Origin of the sequence: Limnohabitans sp. YIMB22184, from assembly GCF_048020265.1 — a bacterium.
Taxonomy (GTDB): domain Bacteria; phylum Pseudomonadota; class Gammaproteobacteria; order Burkholderiales; family Burkholderiaceae_C; genus Limnohabitans_A.
Window position 1 is genome coordinate 1,063,431 of record NZ_CP171843.1, and the last position, 16,253, is coordinate 1,079,683.

The following is a 16,253-nucleotide window of genomic DNA, read 5'->3' on the forward strand; positions in this document are numbered from 1 at the left end:
AATGGGGCCCTTGGACAAATCTTCGCTTTCGAAATGCCCTTTGACTGTCCTGCGATCAACCATGGAGCTGAGAATGGGGTGGGGCCGGGCGCCGATTTCTGGTACCCCAGCATGAGGCGCCTGGCCCCACCCCATTCTCAGCGGACCTCGCAAAACAAGTAAATCAGCGAATCATCATCCCGCCATCTGCCACGATGGTCTGCCCCGTCACGTATTGCCCGGCCGGGCTGGCCAAAAACACCGCCACCCCACCAATGTCGTCCGGCTCACCCATGCGGCGCAGCGGCGTCTCGTTGTTGTACTTGGCACTCAACACCGGGTCCTCGTGCAGCGCTTTGGCAAAGTCGGTCTTGATCAGGCCCGGGGCGATGCAGTTCACGCGGATGTTGTCCGGGCCCCATTCCACGGCCAGGTTGCGCGCCAACTGCATATCGGCAGCCTTGGAAATGTTGTAAGCCCCGATGATGGCCGAGCCGTGCAGGCCGCCAATCGACGAGACGATCACGATGGCACCGTCTTTCTTGGCTTTCATGTCAGGGTAGACCATGTTGCACAGCCAGGTGTTCGACAGCACGTTGTTACGCATGACCTTGTCGAAGACCTCGTCGCTCATGCCCGTGGTGGGGCCGTAGTAGGGGTTGGTGGCCGCGTTGCACACCAGGATGTCGATCGGGCCCCAAGCCGCGCGGGTCTGGGCGGTCAGGTTTTGCAGTTGCTCTTTGCTGGAGATGCTGGCGGCAATCGCCATGGCTTCGCCGCCTGCGGCCTGGATTTCCTTGACCACCACTTCGCAGGCGTCCTGCTTGCGGCTGGACACCACCACCCTGGCGCCTTGCCGGGCCAGTTGGTGCGCGATGGATCGGCCAATGCCCCGGCTGGAGCCAGTGACGATGGCGACTTTGCCTTTCAGGTTGAACAACGACATGAAACGGTCTCCTTGTTGAATGCTGGGCAGTCTGCCCGGTTGAGGTGTCCGTGTCTGTCCTTCGGGTGTCACCCGAACAGGGAATGCGCCTCGCTTGCGACACAATGGGGCCCATGGAACAAGTGGATGCTGTCGTGATCGGGGCTGGCGTGGTCGGCCTTGCTGTGGGGCGGGCGCTGGCGTTGTCGGGCCGCGAGGTGATGGTGCTCGAATCAGAGAACGCCATTGGCACGGGCACCAGCTCGCGCAACAGCGAGGTCATCCACGCGGGCATTTACTACCCGGCAGGCTCGCTCAAGGCACGGTTGTGCGTGCAGGGCAAGCAAATGCTGTATGCCTATTGCGCCGAGCGCGGTGTGGCGCACCAGCGCCTGGGCAAGCTGATCGTGGCCACCAGCCCCGAGCAAGTGCTGGCGCTCGACGGCATCATGGCCAAGGCCGCGGCCAACGGCGTGCATGACCTGCAAAAACTCTGCGCCGCTGAGGCCCGGGCACTGGAGCCCGCGCTGGCCTGCGAAGCGGCACTGCTGTCGCCCAGCACGGGTGTCATTGACAGCCACGGCCTTATGCTGGCCTTGCAAGGCGACATGGAAAACGCGGGTGGCCTGCTGGCGCTGGTCTCGCCTGTGCAGCACATCGGTCTCAAGCATGGCACCGCCACGCACCCGATCCGTGTGACCACCCAAGACGGTACCGAGCTGGCTTGCCAAGTGCTGGTCAATGCGGCAGGCCTGAACGCTGTGGCGCTGGCGCGGGGCATGGACGGGCTGGACCCCAGCTTGCTGCCGCAAGCCCTTCCCCAAGCGTTCTTCGCCAAAGGCAATTACTTCACACTGGCGGGCAAGGCGCCTTTTTCGCGGCTGATTTATCCCGTGCCCGAAGCGGCGGGCTTGGGCGTTCACCTCACGCTCGATCTTGGGGGGCAGGCCAAGTTCGGGCCTGACGTGCAGTGGGTGGATGACCCGGCCGATCTGCAAGTCGACCCGCGCCGGGGCGACGCTTTTTATGCCGAGGTGCGCAAATACTGGCCCGCCTTGCAAGACGGTGCCTTGCAGCCGGGTTATGCGGGCATGCGTCCCAAGATCAATGCTCCGCACGAAGCGGCTGCCGACTTCATGATCCAGGGCCCGGCCGAGCACGGCATGCCCGGTCTGGTGAACCTGCTGGGCATCGAGTCGCCGGGCTTGACGAGTTCGTTGGCGATGGCTGACGAGGTGTGCGCCCGGCTGGGCTGATCGCTTTTGGGACAGCGCAGGCGGCAGGCGCGCGCCTATCATCGAGCGCATGCACCCACTCGACGAAGCCATTGACCTGCGCGCCTCTGCCCTTGCGGACGCACCCCACGAATTCACAGGCGCGACCCATCCCGCCTATGCCAACATGGTCGGGCCCTTTGGGGGCACCACCGCTGCGCAGCTGTTGCAGTCGGCCATGCTGCACCCCGATCGCCTGGGCGAGCCGGTCGCCTTGACCGTCAATTTCGCCGCCCCGGTGGCCGATGGCGACATCCGGTTTGTGGCGCGGCCCGTGCGCACTAACCGCTCGACCCAGCACTGGATCATCGAAGCCCACCAGGCCGAAGGCGTGGTGGCCACCGCCACCGCCGTGTTTGCCGTGCGGCGCGAGACCTGGTCGGATGTTGAGGCGGTGATGCCCGCCAACGTCCCCGCGCCCGATGCCGTGCCCCGCATGCCTGTGAAAGGCATGCCCGCCTGGCCGCAGCGCTACGACATGCGCTTTGTCGAAGGTGCTTTCCCCTCGGCCTTTGACGAACAGGAGCAAACCCACTCGCGCTCCACCCTGTGGGTGCGTGATGAGCCCGAGCGGGCGATGGACTTCGCTTCGCTGGCGGCCATCAGCGACAGCTTTTTCCCGCGCATCTACATCCGTCGCCGCCGCCGGGCCATGATCGGTACGGTGTCACTGACCACCTATTTCCACGCCGACAGCGCCTTGCTGGCGCAGGTGGGCAAGTGCCACGTGCTGGGCGTGGCCAAGGCGCTGAATTACCGCCACGGCTACTTTGACCAGACGGGCGAACTCTGGAGCCCCGAAGGCCAGCTGCTGGCGAGCACGCACCAGCTGGTGTATTTCAAGGACTGAGCGCTCAGCGTTTCATCTGCTGCAGCGCACTCGCCACTTCGGTGACCAGTGCCGGGCCTTTGTAGATCAGTCCGGTGTAGATCTGCACCATGTCGGCCCCGGCCTCGATTTTGGAGATCGCGTCGTGCCCGCTCAGGATGCCGCCGACCCCGATGATGGGGAAGTCTTTGCCCAGGGTGGCACGCAGCTGGCGGATCACGCGGTTGCTGCCTTCCAGCACGGGTGAGCCGGACAGGCCGCCCATTTCTTCGGCATGGGGCAGGCCACTCACCGCGTCGCGCGCCAGCGTGGTGTTGGTGGCGATCACGCCGTCCATACCGTGTTTTTGCAGCGTGGCGGCGATCACGCCGACCTGGGTTTCGTCCAGATCGGGCGCGATTTTGAGGAACATGGGCACGCGGCGGCCGTGCTCGGCGGCCAACGCTTCGCGCCGCGCCACCAGAGCGCCCAGCAGGCCATCCAGCGCTTCGTCACTTTGCAGGGCGCGCAGGTTCTTGGTGTTGGGGCTGGAGATGTTCACCGTCACATAGTCGGCATGCGGGTACACGCCCGCTAGCGCGATCAAATAGTCGTCGGTGGCGTTTTCAATCGGCGTGGCGGCATTCTTGCCGATGTTCAGGCCGAGCAGGCGGCCTTGCTGGCGGAATTTGGAGCGCTTGACGTTGGCGATGAAGGCATCCAACCCGTCGTTGTTGAAGCCCAGTCGGTTGATCAGTGCTTGCGCCTCGGGCAGGCGGAACATGCGGGGTTTGGCGTTGCCCGGCTGCGCCTTGGGCGTGACGGTGCCCACTTCGACAAAGCCGAAACCCATGGCGCCCAGGCCGTCGATGCAGCGGGCGTTTTTGTCCAGGCCTGCCGCCAGGCCCACGCGGTTGGGAAAGTGCAAGCCCGCCAGTGTGATCGGCTGGGCGACAAAGGGCTGGCGGTAAACCCGGTCGAGTGGGGTGTTTTGCGTGCGGGCCAGGCCCTCGATGGTCAGTTCGTGCGCCTCTTCGGGGTCCATCTTGAACAAAAACGAGCGGGCGAGGGCGTAAGGGATCAGGGACATTGGATAATTCCGGGCTGGCGCAGAGGTCTGCGGCGTTTGAATCGGTTGCCCTGATTGTCGCAAACCCCGACCTGTCTTTTTTCATCCCCGAACCGAGCCCCTTTCATGACCCAAGACGAACTCAAAGCCCTGGTGGGCCAAGCCGCCCTGAAATACGTTGTCCCTGGCGAGATCGTCGGCGTGGGCACGGGCTCGACGGTCAACAAATTCATCGACGCCTTGGCCACCATGAAAGAGCAGATCAAGGGCGCGGTGTCCAGCTCCGAAGCCTCCACCGTGCGCCTGAAGGCCTTGGGTATTCCGGTGTTTGACAGCAACGAGGTCGAAAGCCTCTCGGTCTACATCGACGGCGCTGACGAGATCGACCACCAGGGCCACATGGTCAAGGGCGGCGGTGCGGCGCTCACCCGCGAAAAAATTGTGGCGGCGCAGTCCAAACAGTTTGTCTGCATCGCCGATGAGAGCAAGCTGGTCGACGCCCTCGGCGCTTTCCCCTTGCCTGTAGAAGTGATCCCGATGGCCACGGCCCGCGTGATGCGCCAGTTCGCGGCCATGGGTGGCACTGCCGCCGTGCGCCTGAAAGACGGCCAGCCGCTCGTGACCGACAACGGCCAGCACATCGTGGATGTGAAGGGCCTGAAGATCACCGATCCGGTGGCGTTTGAAAACACCGTCAGCCAGTGGCCTGGCGTGGTGACGGTGGGCGTGTTTGCCCTGCAAAAAGCCCAGGTGTGTTTGCTGGGCACGTCGACAGGCGTGAAGACGCTGACGTTCTGATCTTCAAGCTTTTCGCAGCAGCAGGCGCAGATCGGGACCGATGCGGTCCACCGCATGAAAGGCGAGCTGGACCGAATCGCTCAGTGCCGTGAGCGCCGGCAAATTGGCCATGCCTTGACCGGGTCCCAACAGCTGCGGTGCCAGGTAAACCAAATACTCGTCTACCAAGCCCTCGCGGATGAAGGAGCCGTTGAGCTTGTGGCCGGCTTCCACGTGCAGTTCGTTGATCTCGCGTCGGGCCAAGTCGCGCAGCATGGCGGCCAGATTCACCTTGCCACTTGGGCCAGGCATGTCGATCACCTGGGCGCCGCGTGCTGTCAGTGCCGCGCGTTTGAGCGCGTGCTCTGCGTTGGCAGGGTCAACCGCCGTGTAAATCCAGATCTGCCGGGCCTGATCGCCTGCGCCTTGTGTGCCCAGCAGTTGGGCGTTCAGCGGCATGTCGAGGCGGCTGTCCACCACCACCAGGTGCGGCTGGCGGGGGGTGTCCAGGCCGCGCACGTTCAGCTGCGGATCGTCTTCCAGCACGGTGCCGATGCCGGTCAGGATGGCGCAGGCGCGGGCACGCCAGGCATGGCCGTCGGCACGGGCTTCGGGTCCGGTGATCCACTGGCTTTGGCCGTTTTGCAGGGCGGTTTGCCCGTCCAGCGAGGCCGCCACCTTCATGCGCACCCAAGGCAAGCCGCGTTCCATGCGGCTGAAAAAACCGATGTTCAACTCTCGGGTCTGCACAGCAATGTCGTCTTGGGGCTGCAGCGTGTTGGTCTGCACGCCCGCCGCCGCCAGCCGCGCCATGCCCTGGCCTGCCACTTGGGGGTTGGGGTCGGTCGTGGCTGCCACCACGCGGCCGATGCCTGCTGCAGCGAGTGCATCGCAACAGGGCCCGGTGCGACCTTGGTGGGCGCAGGGCTCGAGCGTTACCCAGGCGGTGGCCCCTTTGACAGAGTGCCCGCGCTCGGCCGCATCGCGCAGGGCCATGATTTCGGCATGTGGGCCTCCGGCACGCTGGGTATGGCCAAGGCCCAGTACCGTGCCGTCGTCGGCGGTGATGACGCAACCCACGCGCGGGTTGGGCGAGGTCAGCCACAAGGCCTGGCGGGCCAGGTTCAAGGCCGTGTCAAAGGCTTGGGGCAGGGAGTGAGGATGATCGGACGAAGGCGGCACGGCAGACAAAATTCAGAGGTTCGGGTGGTTTAACGCGAAGCGTACACGGACTAGGGCGAGGATACGCCAACCCAGCCCGTTAAAGGCGAAGCGCTGCTGTGCCATTCGATGCGGTTTTCTGCGGTGGTCCCTGAACCGCCGCCTGTACCCATAGGACTGCCCGTGGCTGCCCAGAGCACACGCACCTGCAAGTCTTGCAGCATGCCATCGCCACGCGGCGTGCTCTGCGTTTCCCGCCGGTAACGCACACCTTGCACCTGCAGACTTTCCTGCGCGGGGCACAAGCTTGTGCCGGTTTGGATTTGGGCATGCAGGCAATCCATGGCTTCTTGCGCCAGGTGTTGGGCCACTGTGTGCTGGCGGCTTTCGCTGGCGGTATTCAGGGTCTTGAGGGTCAGTTGTGTGGCGCCCACCAGGCCAATGCCCAGAACCGCAGAGGCGATCAGGGCTTCGATCAGGGCCATGCCTTGCTGGCGCTTTGCTGTGCGGGTCACGGCGCGCCCTCACTCCAGCTGCCATTGATGCGTTGCAGGCGTGTGGCATCGATGCCTTGCGGCCAGTTCAGGTCATAGGCTTTGCGCCCATCGGGCCGGGCCAGCACGTTGCCGGACTGCCATTCGGGCAGGCCCGACTCGACCACCAACTGGCCTTCGATGGTGCCGGCCTGCCAGCCCCGCATCTTGTCGTCGTTGCAGCCCGAATCGAGCAGGACACTGCCGTGAATGCGCACGCCCGGGCCGATGCGCGGACAGCGCAGGGCACAGGCCTTGGCAGAGAACGCCAACAGGGCCGGGTGGCTCGCCGTGCCCACGCTTTGCTGCCAGTCGGCGGGGCTGTCAATCCAGTAAATGGTGCGGGGTGGGGTGGTTTGCGCGGTCAGGCCATTGCGCTCTTGGGCGTTGGACCAGGCCTGCAACTGGGCATCCGTGATGTCCCCCAGCACACTGCGCCAAGCTGCGCGCTGGCAGGGCGTGTGCGCGGCGGCCGTATCAGGCCCGTTTTTGCTGCCCCCACCTGGCAAGCTGCGGGCGCTCAAGGCCAGGCAGGCATTCTTTTCTGTGCTGGAAATGCTGCCGTCGCGGTTGGTGTCCGTCACCCAGTGCGTGAGCACTGCAGGGCCATAGGCGGTGCCGACACAGGCATCACCTTGGCTGGTCAGCGGGCACACCCGCACCGTGGCAGCAGCGGCTTCACTGATGCAACCATTGAGCACGAGCGCAGCGGGCGCTGCCAAGCGTGGTGCCGGGGCCACAGTGGGCGCAAAGACGCTTTCGCGGACCAGCGCTTGGCTGTTTTGTCCGTTGATGCGAGCCCTGGCATGCAGCGTGATCACATGCGGTGACAGGAGCAGGTCGCGCACGGCGATGGCGCTCAGCTGCGCCTGAGGCAGACCAGGGTGTGGCGCCAGCCCCAAGTCGCTGCACGCCCATTGCAGGCCACTCCAGCCTTGTGGACAGGTGGCCGGGCGCGTCAACACCTCCTGTGAGGGCAGGCCGTTCAGCAAGGCTTGTGCTCCTGCCAAAGCCGCTTCGGCCGCCAGCCTGGCCTGGGTCGTGCGGGCGTGGTTTTGGCTGGCCAGTTGGTCCATGAGCACGCTGCGTGCGCTGTAAAAACTGGTCAGGCTGGCCAGGATCACCAGACCGATGGCCACCAGCACAGTGATGGCACCGCGCTGTGGGTGCAAGTTGCGATGGCGGGTCATGGGCAAAACCGCGCTTGCTGGCTGGCCGGTAAGTCGTTGCGCATGTGCACGGTGTGCGACAGACTGACCTGCCGCGACGCGTCGGTGGGCCATTGCGCGGTCAAGACCATCTGAATGCTGCGGTGCAGCCAGCCCTGGTGCTCTTCGCAGTGCAGTTGCCAGCGCAACTCGGTGATGTGCAGGTTGGCGCTGTCGGTGATCGCCTGCCAGTCGCCACTGGCGTTGCACGACCTTTTGGCCTGAAGCGCCTTGCCCGCCAGCCGAAAGCCCATGCATTCGTTCATGTCTTGTTGGCCGTTGTGGTTGCGGTCGTGGCTGAATTCGATCCTGTGGCCCGCGATGCTGAAGTCTTCCGGGCCATCGCAAAACGCGTCTTCACAGGCTGTAGGTGAGCGGGTTTCCCAGGCATTGGCGGTGTATTGGGCTTTGCGCAGTTCACGTGCCATCCAGTCGATGGCCGATCGAAGGTCGTGGTGCAAGTGACTGTCTTGCAATGCGGTGCGGTGGCCGCGCAAGTGGTTGGCCAGCAGAGCGCTGCCTGCAGCCAACACGACCAAACCCACCGACAAACCCACCAGCAGGCCCATCAGGGTTTCGCCGCGTTCTCTCTCGGCTGTCATGCCATCACCGCCGCCAGCAGCGGTTGGGGTCGCTGTCTGGGTGTTCGCCTGCGCCGAGGATGGCGGTGGCGCTACCTTGCCAGTTCAGGCGCAATGGCGTGCAGTTCCAGTCAGCGGCTTGGCTGTTCAAGCCGATGGCTTGTGCAGCATAGCCCTCGGCATTGGCTTCGGTCAGGATGACCTGGTAGTGCCCTTGTGGCGACCGGTCACTGGGCCAGCCCAGTGCTGCCAAAGTATCGGCGTAGCCGTCGTGGGTGCTGCGCCAACGGGCCTGGTCCACTTGCAGTTGCAGCAGCGCCGCTTGCCCATCGCCGCGCCGCACCTGGCGTTGCTGCTGCTGGTAAGTGGGCAGGGCCAATGCCGCCAGCAGACCCATCAGGGCCATCGTGATCAACAACTCGGCCAAGGTCCATCCTTGGCTGCTGTGCCGGCCATGGCGTTTTGGCGGGTGGTTGTTCCTGTGGGCTGTCGGCATGAGCGCGCTCCTTTTGATGTCTTGATTGTGGCCTTATGTATTCATCCTGTACAGTGCAAGACCTCGCGTACCAAACCATGTGCCATTCATCCCCACGTACCGCCAAGTCGCTTGTCAGGCCGTTTGACCATGGCTTCACCTTGTTGGAGGCCTTGGTGGTGCTGGCTTTGTTGGGGGTGCTGGTGGGCATGGCCGTCCCGGCCATGTCGCAGCTGCAGGCCAGGCACCGCTTGCAGGCACAGGCCGAGGGGTTTCTGGACAGTCTGGTGTTGGCACGCTCGGAGGCTTTGCGCCGCCAGCTGCGTATCAGCCTTTGCGCTCAGGCAGATGGGGGCCGTTGTGATACCGATGGCCAATGGGAGCAAGGCTGGCTGGTGTTCACGGATGAGAACGACAACGGCTTGCTGGATGCTGGGGAGGCGTTGATCGAGTCGCATGCCGCTTTGCCGGCCGGGATGCGCTTGGGTGCGACAAGTACCGTGAAATCGTATTTTTCGTATGGCTCCGAAGGGCGCAGCGTGAGCGCCAACGGTGCCTTCATGGCCGGGACGTGGCGGTTTTGCCAAGCCTCTGCATCTGTGGGGTGGCAGGTGGTCAGCAATGCCCTGGGCAAGCCCCGAATCGAAAAATACACACCACCGCAATGCCCATGAACGCGTAGCACGGGCAAGATGCCCCAAATTCGCTCAGCTTTGGACTTCGTCCACCAGGGTCTTGAAATCGTCGATGTCTTCGAAATTGCGGTACACGCTGGCAAAGCGTACATAAGCCACTTTGTCGAGCTTTTTTAGCTCCCGCATGACCAGCTCGCCAATGCGGTGCGAAGCGACTTCGCGGATGCCCAGGTTCAGCAGTTTTTCTTCGATGCGCTCAATCGCGCTGTCGACCTGCTCGGTGCTCACAGGGCGTTTGCGCAAGGCCAGATTCAAACTGGCGCGCAGTTTGTCGCGTTGGTAGTCAATGCGTCGGCCATCTTTTTTGACGATGGCCGGAAAGTTGACTTCCGGCTTCTCGTAGGTGGTGAAGCGCTTTTCACAGGCGCCGCATTGGCGGCGACGCCGGATGAAATCCCCGTCCTCGGCCAGACGGGTCTCGACCACCTGGGTTTCGAGGTGACCGCAAAACGGGCATTTCATCGCGCGGGCCGATCAGCCGTAGACCGGGAATCGGCTGGTCAGCGCGTGCACCTTGGCCCGCACCGCGGCCAGGTTGGCTTCGTCCAGCGGGTTGTCCAGCACGTCCGCAATCAGATGGGCCGTGGCGCGGGCTTCTTCGTCCTTGAAGCCGCGGGTGGTCATGGCGGGCGTGCCGATGCGCACGCCGCTCGTCACGAACGGCTTTTCCGGGTCGTTCGGGATGGCGTTTTTGTTGATCGTCATGTGGGCGCTGCCCAAAGCGGCTTCGGCCACCTTGCCGGTGATGCCTTTGGCACGCAGGTCCACCAGCATGACGTGGCTTTGGGTGCCGCCGCTGACGATGCGCAAGCCGCGCTCGGTCAGGGTTTGGGCGATGATTTGGGCGTTTTTGACCACTTGGGCTTGGTAGGCCTTGAACTCTGGCGCCATCGCTTCTTTGAAGGCCACGGCCTTGGCCGCGATGACGTGCATCAGTGGGCCGCCTTGCAGGCCGGGGAAAATGGCGCTGTTGATGGCTTTTTCGTGCTCGGCCTTCATCAGGATGATGCCGCCGCGCGGGCCGCGCAGGCTCTTGTGGGTGGTCGAGGTGACCACGTCGGCGTGGGGCACAGGGTTGGGGTACACGCCAGCGGCAATCAAGCCGGCGTAGTGGGCCATGTCGACCAAAAAGATGGCGCCGACTTCTTTGGCCACTTTTGCGAAACGCGCAAAGTCGATGTGCAGCGAGTAGGCCGATGCGCCGGCGATGATCAGCTTGGGCTTGGTTTCGCGGGCCTTGGCTTCCATGGCGTCGTAGTCGATTTCTTCTTTGGCGTTCAGGCCATACGACACGACGTTGAACCATTTGCCCGACATGTTCAGCGGCATACCGTGGGTCAAGTGACCACCTTCTGCCAGGCTCATGCCCATGATGGTGTCGCCAGGCTTCAAGAAAGCCAAAAACACCGCTTCGTTGGCCGACGCGCCGCAGTGCGGCTGCACGTTGGCGGCTTCGGCGCCAAAAATTTGCTTGATGCGGTCGATGGCCAGTTGCTCGGCCACGTCCACATGCTCGCAGCCACCGTAGTAGCGCTTGCCGGGGTAGCCCTCGGCGTATTTGTTGGTCAGCTGGGAACCTTGTGCGGCCATGACAGCAGGCGAGGCGTAGTTTTCGCTGGCGATCAGCTCGATGTGGTGCTCTTGGCGTGCAGTCTCGGCCTGGATCGCGGCAAAGATCTCGGGGTCGGTTTGTTCAATCAGAATATTGCGGTGGTACATGGCAGTCCTTCAGATGATGGAACCTTGCCAGGCAACTTGTGAAAAGTTCCCGACAAGGGCTGCCCAGGCGAACGGCTGATAACCCGTGGCTGGGTTCCATGGCCAGTTCCGGGCTGTGCGCTTCCCAGTGGTTCTGGGGTAGCCCGACGGCCACCGCGCTCCACGTCAGAGTGATCCCGTCTGATCTTAGAAAAGAGGGGGCTCCTATCGCCAGTCGCGCACGCTGCTAGTGTAGCCGAGCGCGGCGGGCTTCCAGACCCGGTCGGGTCACAGCCGTGTCGGGCTGATTTTGGTCACCAGCATGGCTGATTTTTGTTTTTCGGTGACTTGGTCCAGCAGTTTTTGCTCCGCCAGGACCCGGTCGACGTACTGGCTTTCCATGGCCTGGCCTGAAGACGCGCCGTAGAGTGCCAAAGCTTCTTCCAAGGTGTTGGTTTGTTGCAGCAGGCTTTGCAAATGCCGCACGCCCAAGCGCACATTGGTCAGCGGGTCGAAGGCCGACAGGGTGCCGCCAAACTGGCCCAAGGCCTCGGCATGGGCCTTGATTTCCAGCTGCATCAGGCCCACGTTGCCCTGACTGCCTGAGGCAAAAGGATTGAATCGTGACTCGATCGCCATGATGGCCAGGATCAGGCTGGGGGGCAGCTGGCTGCGTTCGCCCAAACTCCAGGCCTCGGCCACCATGGCCCCCAAAGGCTCGCTGGAGACGCGGTACTTGCGGCTGAGCCAGCGGGTCACGGCCGCTTGGTCGGGCGTCAGATCGCTCAGGCTTTGCGTGGTCGAGCGTGTCGCCGCGTTGCTGGCCACAGGGGCTTCCACCGCCTCGGTTTGGCGGATTTGCAGCCAGCCCAGCAACATTTCGCTGGCCGCTGTTTGCAAACTGGGGCGGGCCATAAAGCCCAGGCTCACGATCACGACCACCAAGCCGAACAGGGCCAGGCTGTGGCGGGTAATTTCGATAAAACCTTCTCGGACATCGGTAGCCCAGGTCTGCAGACACAGACCGAGGCGAGACATGTTCAATGACGCTGTCATAGCACTTCCTCTCGTGGCCAACGCAGCCGATGGACATCGGCCACGTGGGTGGGTGGTGTGGGGGGCGAGGCCTGTGGCGCACCGGTGTGCGGCGACAGAACCGGCCAGGGGCGGCAGCGGTACCGGGTTATCCCTAGGCTTGGAATGGGCGAATTCTAGGAATATTTAATATCAAGTCAACACTATCAAATTAAAAAATCATTTCTCACGAGTATATAGAAGTCCTTCTGCGGTCGAAATCACAAGAGATTGCCGCGTATTGCGCTCAGCAGGTCGGGGCGGCCCAAATACCAGCGAAAATACGGGGTTGTCGCCTGTTGCGCTGCACATTTTGCTGGCGTGCTCGGCCCGACGCTGATGCCGTATTTGGCATGGACCGTGTTTTAAAGTTTTTACCGTGACTTCATCTTCAAAGCCTCTTGACCTCGCCGCGCTGGACTCCTTGACCGGGGGGGCTTTCCATGCCGCCACTTCAGGCGAGCGCAGCGCCCGTCTGCGCGAATGGCTCTCGACCGAACCCGCTGCCGACGCCCTGGCCGAGGTCTACCGCGAGATGGCCTCGCGTGACAAAGGCGCGGCCAAGCTCCTGAAGGAAAAGCTCGACGAGCTCAAGCGCCAGCATGGTCAGGACGCCTTGGCCAGCGACTGGGCGCAAAAAGCAGAGCAGATGCTGCAAGCCCCGCGCCTGAACATTGGCGACGCCATGGCCTGGCAGCGCGACGCTGCCAAAGCGGGCGCACCCCTCTCGCGCGAGCCCTTGGCCAGTTTGAAGCTGCGTTTGGCCGAAGTGGTCAAAGGCGTGGAAGACCTGCAGCACCAGGTGATGGTGCAGCGCGAAGCCGCCGTCTTGCTGGCGCAGCGCATCGAAGTGCTCTCGACCAAGCCCATGGCCGAGGCCCAAGCCGGTTTGGCGGGGGTGCAGGCCGATGTCGCCCAGTGGCAAGCCCAAGCTGGGCAGCTCAGCACCAACCCCGTCTGGCCCAGCGTGGATTTGAAGTTCCCGGCCCAGCTCGATGCCGCGCAGAGCCAGTTGCAGGCCGTCTGGCAAGGTTTTTCTGCCGCTTTGGCGCTGGCCCAGCAAGCCCAGGCCGATGCCACCGCCGCCTTGCCATCGGTGCCCGTGTGGGCCGATGAAATCCGCCGTTTGCGCGGTGAAGTCGTGGCGGACGTTCAGTCCCTCGCAGTAACGCCTGCGCCTGGCGATGCCGCCAAAGAGCCCAAGCCTGCCAAACCCAAAATGGACGCGGCCCAGCGCCAGGCCCTGCGCGAGCAGGCCCTCAAGGCTGTGACCGAAGTGCTGGAAGCGCTTGAAAAACAGATCACCGAGAGCGAAGGCGCCCCATTGCCCGAGGGGCTCAACGCTTTGCGTGCGGCCCTCAAAACTCACGGCAGGAACCTGGACACCACCTTGGACGAGCGGGTGCACAAGGCCTTGACCGCAGCGGGTGACGCCGAAGGCTGGCAGCGCTGGCTGGCCGACCAGGTGCGCCAGACCCTGGTGGCCCAGGCTGAAGGCCTGCTGGACGCCGACAAGTCCCCCACCGTGGGTGGCCGCAAGATGCAGGACAAGCTGCGCCAATTGCGCGACAGCTGGAAGCAAACCGACCAAGGCGGCTTGCCCAACCATGCGCTGTGGAAGCGGTTCGATGCCGCTTGCAACGAAGCCTACAAAACCGTGCTGGCTTGGCTCGAGCAAATGAAAAAAGAGTCCGCCGAACACCGCGCCCAGCGCGTGGCCTTGATGGACGAAGTCAAATCCTGGACGGCGGCCAACGCCGAAAGCGAAGACTGGCGTGCCCAGCTGCGTGCACTGCACCAATTCGCCGACCGCTGGCGCAACGCGGGCCACCTGAGTGAAAAAGCTTTTGGCGAGATGCAGTCGCAGTGGAAGGCGATTTTCAAAGCCGCTGCCGCCCGCCTCGAAGCGGCCCAGAAAGCCAGTGTCGAGCGCCGTCAGGCCCTGATCAACGAAGCCCGCGAGCTGGGCGCTGCGCCTGCTTTGCGTGTGGACGCCGTCAAGGCCCTGCAGCAACGCTGGCAAGTCGAAGCCCAATCGGTGCCGCTGGACCGCAAGACCGAACAGAAACTCTGGGAAGTGTTCCGTGCGCCGCTGGACGAAGCTTTCCAGCGCAAAGGCACTGAACGCCACGCCTCGGCCGCCCCCTTGACCGCCCGTGACCGCGCCGTGATCGATGCGTCCAAAGCCCTGGACGAAGCCAATGCCGGTGGCGATGCCAGCAAGATCCGCGCGGCCATGGCTGCGCTCGATGCCGCCTTGCGTGGCCAGGCGCAGGAAGCACAGGCTGCCAAAGCGGAGGCAACCAGCGCAGCACCCGCTGTTGACCCAGCATCTTCGTCCGCGCCAGCTGCTTCAGACCTGCCTGCTGATGAAGCCGCATCGGCTGCTGAGCCGGGCGAGAGCGCGGCTGCCGCCGAGGCCGAAGCACCTGCGGCCCCCGTGGCTCCACCCAAACCCGCCAAGCCCGTTGTGGCCGTGCGCGGCGATGACCGCCCAGGTCAAAAGAAAACAGAAGCTGTGTCGGGTCGCGATGGCCGCCGCGATGGCCGACCCGGCGAGCGCGGTGCGCGTCCCGGAGCTGACCGGGGCCCTGGCCGCCCAGGTGAGCGTGGCGGTGAGCGCTTTGGCGACCGCGGTGGTCGTGGCGAAAGCCGTGATTTCCGCGAAGACCGCGGTCCGCGTCTGGGCGATGCCGCTTTCCGTGCCCAGCGCGAAGCCATGGAGCGCGCCGAAATGTCGCTGCGCAAACTGGCCGCGCAAGCGCACGGCGAAACCCTGACCCGCTTGATGAGCGCCTGGCAAGAGCGCCAGGCCGAAGCATTGCCCAGCGCACAAGAGTTGGGCCGCGCCATCAACGCTGCGACCCGTCAGGCATGGGCGCAAGCGGTCAGTACACCCGCCAAGGTGCCCGCTGCCACGGCTTTGTTGCGTCTGGAAATGGCGGCCGAAGTGCCCACCCCGGCCGACAGCTTGAACGAGCGCCGCGCATTGCAATTGCAGCTGCTGACCCAGCGTAACCAGCCAGGCCCCCGCGAAACCTGGGCTCAGGATGTGGCGCAGGTGCTGTCCGGCCCGCACGAAGAGGCTACGGCACGCCGTCTGCAAAACGTCTTGAAGAACCTGCTGCGCGGCTGATGGCCTCGCCACATGCAAAACGGCCGCTTTCGAGCGGCCGTTTTTTTGATCGGTACGGGTCTTGAAAAGAAAGCTGTTTTAAAGCCAATCGATCCGCTGTGAACCGCCGGCGCGTTGCAGCCTGAACACCTGCGCCCGCACAGGGGCGTGGTCCAGCGACCAGTCGCTCAGCACATGCCGTTGGGCAGTGCCCAACGTGTGGTCGGCGGGGCGGTGGGTGTGGCCGTGCACCAAGCCATCGGCTTGAGCCTCTGCCAGCCAGAACAGGCTCATCTCTGGGTCTGCGTCGGCAAAGGTCATGCCCTCGTGCTTTTGCGACTCGCTGAGCGCACGCAAACTGCGTGCAAACGCCTGACGCTCTTCCATAGGCTTGGCCAAAAACGCCTGCTGCCATTCAGGGCTGCGCGCCTGCAGTCGGAAGGCTTGGTATGGTTTGTCGTCCAGGCACAGCGCGTCGCCGTGGGTGAGCAAAATGCGTTGGGTGCCCAGTGCGAGCAAAGTCGGGTCGGTCATGGGCTGAACGCCACAGCGGCCCAGGTAATCCGGGCCCACCAAAAAGTCGCGGTTGCCGGGCATGAAAGCGACATGGGCGCGCTGCGCGGTTTGGCGCAACACCTGGGCACATGCTTGCAAAAAGGGGTCGAGCGCAGCGGCATCGTCGCCCACCCAGACTTCAAACAAGTCCCCCAGAATCAGCACCGCATCGGCAGGCGTGCGGGCCATGTAGTCACGCCAGGCTTCAAAAGTGGCGGTCTCGGAGGCCTGCAAATGCAGGTCCGAGATCAGGTCCACGGTTTGCCATGTCGCTGGCGCGGTCAGCAGGCCAATCTTCGGCCGGGTGGTGCGCGGGTCCGACACGG

16 protein-coding genes are annotated in these 16,253 nt (G+C 63.8%); 5 read left to right on the forward strand and 11 right to left on the reverse strand.

Annotation, left to right across the window (positions count from 1 at the left end):
- Nucleotides 1-163: 163 nt before the first annotated feature.
- The gene (locus tag ACHEXL_RS05095; protein WP_416560935.1) at nt 164-925 is read right to left on the reverse strand and encodes an SDR family NAD(P)-dependent oxidoreductase; all 762 of its coding nucleotides are present in this window, start codon (nt 923-925) and stop codon (nt 164-166) included.
- A 113-nt stretch (nt 926-1,038) separates the two neighbouring features.
- Between ACHEXL_RS05095 and ACHEXL_RS05100 the strand changes: the two genes are divergently transcribed.
- Nucleotides 1,039-2,160 carry an NAD(P)/FAD-dependent oxidoreductase gene (locus ACHEXL_RS05100; protein WP_416560936.1) on the forward strand — a complete coding sequence of 374 codons (1,122 nt, stop codon included), beginning with the start codon at nt 1,039-1,041 and terminating at the stop codon, nt 2,158-2,160.
- Between the two features lie 49 nt (nt 2,161-2,209).
- Complete coding sequence (locus tag ACHEXL_RS05105) at nt 2,210-3,028, forward strand: acyl-CoA thioesterase (protein WP_416560937.1); 819 nt, start codon at nt 2,210-2,212, stop codon at nt 3,026-3,028.
- Nucleotides 3,029-3,032: 4 nt separating this feature from the next.
- Here the strand turns inward: ACHEXL_RS05105 and ACHEXL_RS05110 are convergent, their stop codons facing one another.
- Nucleotides 3,033-4,076 (reverse strand): quinone-dependent dihydroorotate dehydrogenase, encoded by a 1,044-nt coding sequence (locus tag ACHEXL_RS05110; RefSeq protein ID WP_416560938.1) that lies wholly within the window; start codon nt 4,074-4,076, stop codon nt 3,033-3,035.
- Nucleotides 4,077-4,181: 105 nt separating this feature from the next.
- On the opposite strand from ACHEXL_RS05110, the gene rpiA reads away from it, so the two are divergent.
- Complete coding sequence (gene rpiA, locus ACHEXL_RS05115) at nt 4,182-4,853, forward strand: ribose-5-phosphate isomerase RpiA (protein ID WP_416560939.1); 672 nt, start codon at nt 4,182-4,184, stop codon at nt 4,851-4,853.
- A 3-nt stretch (nt 4,854-4,856) separates the two neighbouring features.
- Here the strand turns inward: rpiA and ribD are convergent, their stop codons facing one another.
- From ribD to ACHEXL_RS05140, 5 genes are read right to left on the reverse strand one after another with little or no spacing between them, the layout of a single operon-like run.
- Entirely contained in the window at nt 4,857-6,014 is a 1,158-nt protein-coding gene (ribD, locus tag ACHEXL_RS05120) for a bifunctional diaminohydroxyphosphoribosylaminopyrimidine deaminase/5-amino-6-(5-phosphoribosylamino)uracil reductase RibD (protein ID WP_416560940.1), read from the reverse strand.
- A 50-nt stretch (nt 6,015-6,064) separates the two neighbouring features.
- Complete coding sequence (locus ACHEXL_RS05125; RefSeq protein ID WP_416560941.1) at nt 6,065-6,508, reverse strand: type IV pilus modification PilV family protein; 444 nt, start codon at nt 6,506-6,508, stop codon at nt 6,065-6,067.
- Nucleotides 6,505-7,716, reverse strand: coding sequence for a hypothetical protein (locus tag ACHEXL_RS05130; protein ID WP_416560942.1), 1,212 nt, complete (start codon nt 7,714-7,716; stop codon nt 6,505-6,507). The genes ACHEXL_RS05125 and ACHEXL_RS05130 overlap by 4 nt, the downstream gene beginning before the upstream one ends.
- Nucleotides 7,713-8,336, reverse strand: coding sequence for a PulJ/GspJ family protein (locus ACHEXL_RS05135; RefSeq protein ID WP_416560943.1), 624 nt, complete (start codon nt 8,334-8,336; stop codon nt 7,713-7,715). Before ACHEXL_RS05135 ends, ACHEXL_RS05130 begins: the two co-directional genes overlap by 4 nt.
- A gap of 4 nt (nt 8,337-8,340) precedes the next feature.
- Entirely contained in the window at nt 8,341-8,811 is a 471-nt protein-coding gene (locus ACHEXL_RS05140) for a type IV pilin protein (RefSeq protein WP_416560944.1), read from the reverse strand.
- A gap of 77 nt (nt 8,812-8,888) precedes the next feature.
- Between ACHEXL_RS05140 and ACHEXL_RS05145 the strand changes: the two genes are divergently transcribed.
- Nucleotides 8,889-9,464 carry a GspH/FimT family pseudopilin gene (locus ACHEXL_RS05145; RefSeq protein ID WP_416560945.1) on the forward strand — a complete coding sequence of 192 codons (576 nt, stop codon included), beginning with the start codon at nt 8,889-8,891 and terminating at the stop codon, nt 9,462-9,464.
- Between the two features lie 33 nt (nt 9,465-9,497).
- Here the strand turns inward: ACHEXL_RS05145 and nrdR are convergent, their stop codons facing one another.
- From nrdR to ACHEXL_RS05160, 3 genes are all read right to left on the reverse strand, one after another.
- Nucleotides 9,498-9,947 (reverse strand): transcriptional regulator NrdR, encoded by a 450-nt coding sequence (gene nrdR / locus ACHEXL_RS05150; protein WP_416560946.1) that lies wholly within the window; start codon nt 9,945-9,947, stop codon nt 9,498-9,500.
- A gap of 12 nt (nt 9,948-9,959) precedes the next feature.
- Nucleotides 9,960-11,204 (reverse strand): serine hydroxymethyltransferase, encoded by a 1,245-nt coding sequence (gene glyA, locus ACHEXL_RS05155; RefSeq protein WP_416560947.1) that lies wholly within the window; start codon nt 11,202-11,204, stop codon nt 9,960-9,962.
- Nucleotides 11,205-11,471: 267 nt separating this feature from the next.
- The gene (locus ACHEXL_RS05160; protein ID WP_416560948.1) at nt 11,472-12,221 is read right to left on the reverse strand and encodes a transglycosylase SLT domain-containing protein; all 750 of its coding nucleotides are present in this window, start codon (nt 12,219-12,221) and stop codon (nt 11,472-11,474) included.
- A gap of 415 nt (nt 12,222-12,636) precedes the next feature.
- Between ACHEXL_RS05160 and ACHEXL_RS05165 the strand changes: the two genes are divergently transcribed.
- Nucleotides 12,637-15,393, forward strand: a complete 2,757-nt coding sequence (locus ACHEXL_RS05165) for a DUF349 domain-containing protein (protein ID WP_416560949.1) — start codon at nt 12,637-12,639, stop codon at nt 15,391-15,393.
- 78 nt (nt 15,394-15,471) lie between these two features.
- Here ACHEXL_RS05165 and ACHEXL_RS05170 read toward each other — a convergent pair whose 3' ends face one another.
- Nucleotides 15,472-16,251: a UDP-2,3-diacylglucosamine diphosphatase gene (locus ACHEXL_RS05170; protein ID WP_416560950.1), complete on the reverse strand. Its 780-nt coding sequence runs from the start codon at nt 16,249-16,251 to the stop codon at nt 15,472-15,474.
- Nucleotides 16,252-16,253: the final 2 nt, after the last annotated feature.

Excerpts from the sequence above, each read along its gene's own strand:
- ACHEXL_RS05095 (WP_416560935.1), bottom strand. The coding sequence starts at position 925 with ATGTCGTTGTTCAACCTGAAAGGCAAAGTCGCCATCGTCACTGGCTCC.
- ACHEXL_RS05100 (WP_416560936.1), top strand. The coding sequence starts at position 1,039 with ATGGAACAAGTGGATGCTGTCGTGATCGGGGCTGGCGTGGTCGGCCTT.
- ACHEXL_RS05105 (WP_416560937.1), top strand. The coding sequence starts at position 2,210 with ATGCACCCACTCGACGAAGCCATTGACCTGCGCGCCTCTGCCCTTGCG.
- ACHEXL_RS05110 (WP_416560938.1), bottom strand. The coding sequence starts at position 4,076 with ATGTCCCTGATCCCTTACGCCCTCGCCCGCTCGTTTTTGTTCAAGATG.
- rpiA (WP_416560939.1), top strand. The coding sequence starts at position 4,182 with ATGACCCAAGACGAACTCAAAGCCCTGGTGGGCCAAGCCGCCCTGAAA.
- ACHEXL_RS05130 (WP_416560942.1), bottom strand. The coding sequence starts at position 7,716 with ATGACCCGCCATCGCAACTTGCACCCACAGCGCGGTGCCATCACTGTG.
- ACHEXL_RS05135 (WP_416560943.1), bottom strand. The coding sequence starts at position 8,336 with ATGACAGCCGAGAGAGAACGCGGCGAAACCCTGATGGGCCTGCTGGTG.
- ACHEXL_RS05140 (WP_416560944.1), bottom strand. The coding sequence starts at position 8,811 with ATGCCGACAGCCCACAGGAACAACCACCCGCCAAAACGCCATGGCCGG.
- ACHEXL_RS05145 (WP_416560945.1), top strand. The coding sequence starts at position 8,889 with ATGTGCCATTCATCCCCACGTACCGCCAAGTCGCTTGTCAGGCCGTTT.
- nrdR (WP_416560946.1), bottom strand. The coding sequence starts at position 9,947 with ATGAAATGCCCGTTTTGCGGTCACCTCGAAACCCAGGTGGTCGAGACC.
- glyA (WP_416560947.1), bottom strand. The coding sequence starts at position 11,204 with ATGTACCACCGCAATATTCTGATTGAACAAACCGACCCCGAGATCTTT.
- ACHEXL_RS05160 (WP_416560948.1), bottom strand. The coding sequence starts at position 12,221 with ATGTCTCGCCTCGGTCTGTGTCTGCAGACCTGGGCTACCGATGTCCGA.